The organism is Streptomyces sp. WELS2, from assembly GCF_013870595.1.
Lineage (GTDB): Bacteria > Actinomycetota > Actinomycetes > Streptomycetales > Streptomycetaceae > Streptomyces.
Genome location: NZ_JACBWZ010000601.1, coordinates 1 through 3,947, shown reverse-complemented (window position 1 = coordinate 3,947; position 3,947 = coordinate 1). Strand labels below are relative to the sequence as shown.

Annotated in this window: 4 protein-coding genes; all 4 read right to left on the bottom strand. The window is 70.6% G+C overall.

Annotated elements, in window-relative coordinates; translation table 11 throughout:
* Positions 1-52 precede the first annotated feature (52 nt).
* Positions 53-622 (bottom strand): SigE family RNA polymerase sigma factor, encoded by a 570-nt coding sequence (locus H5J33_RS26445; RefSeq protein WP_030792124.1) that lies wholly within the window; start codon positions 620-622, stop codon positions 53-55.
* Between the two features lie 276 nt (positions 623-898).
* Entirely contained in the window at positions 899-2,353 is a 1,455-nt protein-coding gene (locus tag H5J33_RS26440) for a penicillin-binding protein 2 (protein WP_181797363.1), read from the bottom strand.
* Between the two features lie 65 nt (positions 2,354-2,418).
* The gene (locus H5J33_RS26435; protein ID WP_181797362.1) at positions 2,419-2,922 is read right to left on the bottom strand and encodes a GNAT family N-acetyltransferase; all 504 of its coding nucleotides are present in this window, start codon (positions 2,920-2,922) and stop codon (positions 2,419-2,421) included.
* Positions 2,923-2,949: 27 nt separating this feature from the next.
* Complete coding sequence (locus tag H5J33_RS26430; protein WP_181797361.1) at positions 2,950-3,723, bottom strand: IclR family transcriptional regulator; 774 nt, start codon at positions 3,721-3,723, stop codon at positions 2,950-2,952.
* Positions 3,724-3,947: the final 224 nt, after the last annotated feature.

Below are 3,947 nucleotides of genomic sequence, written 5' to 3'. Positions count from 1 at the left end.
TCGGCCGCCGCGTGCAGCCGGGCGCGCAGCTCGTCGTGCACGTCCTGCCGCCTCATCGGTTCCTTCCTCCGCTCTCGCCGCCCCGGGCCGCCATCGCCGCGTGCACCCGTCGCGGGTCGCCCTGCGGGCCGAGCAGCCGCTGGAGTTCGGCCATGCCCTTGGACGTCTGGCTCTTAACCGTACCCACCGAGATCCCGAGCGCGAGCGCGGTGTCCTTCTCCGACAGGTCGAACGCGTGCCGGAGCACCACACACGCCCGTTTCCGGAACGGCAGTCTGCGCAGGGCCTCCTGGACGTCCACCACACCGGCGACGTCCGGGTTCTCGGTCCGCTCCTCGCCGCGCGGCCAGAACAGCGCGATCCGCCGCCGCTCGCGCACCGCGCCGCGGATCCGGGTGCGGGCCAGGTTGGCGACCACGCCCCGCGCGTACGCCACCGGCCGGTCGGCGGCGCGCACCCGGTCCCAGCGGTGCCACAGCGCCAGCAGCGCGTCGGCCGCCAGGTCGTCCGCGGCGTCCGCCTCGCCGGTCAACAGGTGGGCGAGACGGGCCAGTTCGGCGTAGTGCCGTTCGAAGAAGGCATGGAACTCCACGGAGGCGGCGTCGTCGACGACTGTGCCCACGGGTGACCTCTTCTCGATGCGCGCTCTGGAAGTGAGTGTCATGTGAATGACATGCGAGGGTCCAGGGAGGCCCGGACGGAGATCCGGAAGCGTAGCAGTGATCGTTTCGGTGTTCTCGTACGGGGGGTCGGACATCGTATGACCGACCGAACCCGCCCAGGGAACACGGAAGCGACCCGAAGGGGGTTCACCGGAAGGGGAGAAGCAGGGGAATCCGCGCCTTGCGGGCGGGGGAGTGCGTGGCGCCCCGCCCCCGCCGGGGCGCCACGGGCGGTGCTACTTCAGCGCCGCCTGCATCATGGCCCGCGCCACCGGCGCCGCCAGACCGTTGCCGCTCACCTCGGAGCGGGCCGCGTCGGACTGCTCCACCATGACCGCGACGGCCACTTCCTTGCCGCCCGAGTCCGACTTGCCGTAGGAGGTGAACCAGGCGTACGGCGTCTTGCTGTTGTTCTCGCCGTGCTGCGCGGTACCGGTCTTGCCGCCGACGGTCACCCCGTCGATCAGCGCGTTCGTGCCCGTACCGTCCTTCACCACCGTCTCCATCGCCGACTGGAGCTGCTCCGCGGTGGTCGAGCCGATGATCTCCGAGGTGTCGGTGTCGTCGTCGTAGTCCTTCAGCACGTCACCGCCGCTGTCGGTGATCTGCGAGACCATGTGCGGCGAGACCAGCTTGCCGCCGTTGGCTATGGCCGCGGACACCATGGCCATCTGGAGCGGGGTGGCGGTGACGTCGAACTGGCCGATACCCGACAGGGCCGTCTGCGCCTTGTCCATGTCCGAGGGGTAGACGCTCGGGTAGGCGCGCACCGGCACGTCCTGCTCGTCGTTGTTGAAGCCGAACTTCTCGGCCATCTTCCCGACCTTGTCCTGCCCCAGCTCGACGGCCATGTGCCCGAAGACGTTGTTGCAGGAGTAGCGCAGCGCGACCCGGATGGAGGCGTTCCTGCACGGCGCCGACTTGTTCTCGTTGTTCAGCGGCTGCACCGTGCCCGGCATGATGTACGGGTCGGGGCTGTCGGTGGGCTGGTCCACGTCCTTGTACAGCCCGTCCTCCAGCGCGGCGGCGGCGACGACCAGCTTGAACGTCGAGCCCGGCGGCAGCGGCTGGCGCAGCGCGCGGTTGGTGAGCGGCTTGTCCTTGTCCGCGTTGAGCGCCTTCCACGCCTTGCCCGCGGTGTTCGCGTCGGTGAGCGTGGAGGGGTCGTACGACGGCGTCGAGACCACCGCGAGGATCTTCCCGGTCTTCGGGTCGATCGCGACGGCGCCGCCCTTCTTGCCGCCCAGCGCGCGGTAGCCCGCCTTCTGCACGGCCGGGTCGATCGTCGTGAGCACGTTGCCCGGGTCGGGGCGCTCACCGGTGACGGTGTCCATCACCGTCTTGAGCTGGTTGTCCGTGCCGTTGAGCAGATCCGTGTAGATGCCCTCCAGCTGGGTGGGTGCGTAGGCCTGCGAGGCGTAGCCGGTCACCGGCGCGTACAGCTCGCCGTCCGTGTACGTCCGCTTGTACGCGAGATCGCTTCCCTTCGTCCGCGCGGAACCGGTGATCGCCTCCCCGGCCACGATGATGTTCCCCAGGGGACGCGAGTACGTCGCGATCACGTTCCGCCGGTTGTCGTTGTCGTCCGCGAGGGCCTGACCGTCGTAGAACTGCAGCCACGTCGCCCTGACCAGCAGGGCGAGCACGAGCAGCAGCGCGAAGACGGACGCCCGCCTGATCGTCTTGTTCATCCCGCACGGAAGACGAGCGGAACGGTGCCGATCGTTCCCGTACGCCCCGCTTTTTCATCCGGCCCTCAGGAAACGGCGGCCTCCGGGCGGCCGCGCGCCCCGCCCTCCAGCACCAGCACGACCTCCTCGATCTCCCGGCCCCGGGCGTTCGCGAACCCCCGGGCGCGGGCCGTCTCGCGGAATCCGCACTTGGCCAGGACGCGCAGCGAGCCCGTGTTGTCGGCCGCCGCCCGGGCGTACAGCGGCCGTTCGGGGACCTCGGCGAGCAGCGCCCGCAGCGCGGCCGTCGCCACGCCCCGGCCCCAGTACGCGCGGTCGATCCAGTACGACACCTCGCGCTCGCCGGCCTCCCCGTACACCACCGCGTTGCCCGCCACGGCCCCGTCGGCCAGCACCGTGCGCAGGACGGCGCAGCCGGCGCGCAGGCGTCGCCAGTACGCGGCGAAGGCCTCCGGGCCGGTGGCGTCCTCCGGCCCGAACGCGGCCATGCGGACGGCTTCCGGGTCGGTCATCTGGCGGTGGAACACCGGCACGTCACTGTCCCGGACGGCGCGCAGCGCGATCTCCATGCGACCGAGCCTACGGCCGCGGCCCGGTTACAGCCGACGGGTCGCCAGCGTCAGCCGGTCGCGCGCGTCGAACAGCGCGTCCTTGATCATCTGCTCGTGGGCCGGGGTCAGCCGGGCCACCGGGACCGAGCAGCTGATGGCGTCCCGGGCGGGCGTGCGGTAGGGGATGGCCACGCCGAAGCAGCGCAGGCCCAGCGTGTTCTCCTCGCGGTCGACCGCGAAACCCTGCTCCCGGACCTGGCGCAGCTCCTCGATGAGCCGCTCCCGGTCGGTGATGGTGTGCTCGGTGAGCGCGGGCAGCGTCTCCGGCAGCAGCTTGCGCACCTGCTCGTCGGTGTAGGTGGCGAGGATCGCCTTGCCGAGGGAGGTGGAGTGGGCGGGCAGCCGGCGGCCGACCCGGGTGAAGGGGCGCAGGTAGTGCTGGGACTGGCGGGTGGCCAGGTAGACCACGTTGGTGCCGTCGAGCCGGGCGAGGTGGATGGTCTCCGTGGTGTCGTCGGAGAGCCGGTCCAGGGTCGGGCGGGCGGCGGCCACCACCTCGTCGCCGTCGATGTAGGAGGTGCCCACGAGCAGCGCCCGCACCCCGATGCCGTACCGCGTGCCCGTGGCGTCCGTCTCCACCCAGCCCAGCTCCACCAGCGTGCGCAGCAGCATGTACAGGCTGGACTTGGGATAGCCCACGGCCTCCTGGACGGCCGCGAGGGAGTGCATACCGGGCCGGCCGGCGAAGTACTCGAGCAATTCCACGGTCCGTACCGCGGACTTGACCTGCGCCCCGCCCCCTGTGTCGCCTGCCGCCATCGCCCTTGACCCCTTCGTTCGACGAGGACCTGAGATATATAGTCTCCGAGCAGCGTTCATCATCAGAGACAGTGTTCAGTATATCGAACGCAGCTGATGGGTGACGCACAGGTTCGGTTAGTGCGGCCTTTTGGAGGGACCCGCGGTGGCAGCAGCACCAGTCTGGAGTGTCGACCCGCGCACCGGGAAGCAGCGCGAACAGGTTGCGGTCGAGGCCACAGCCC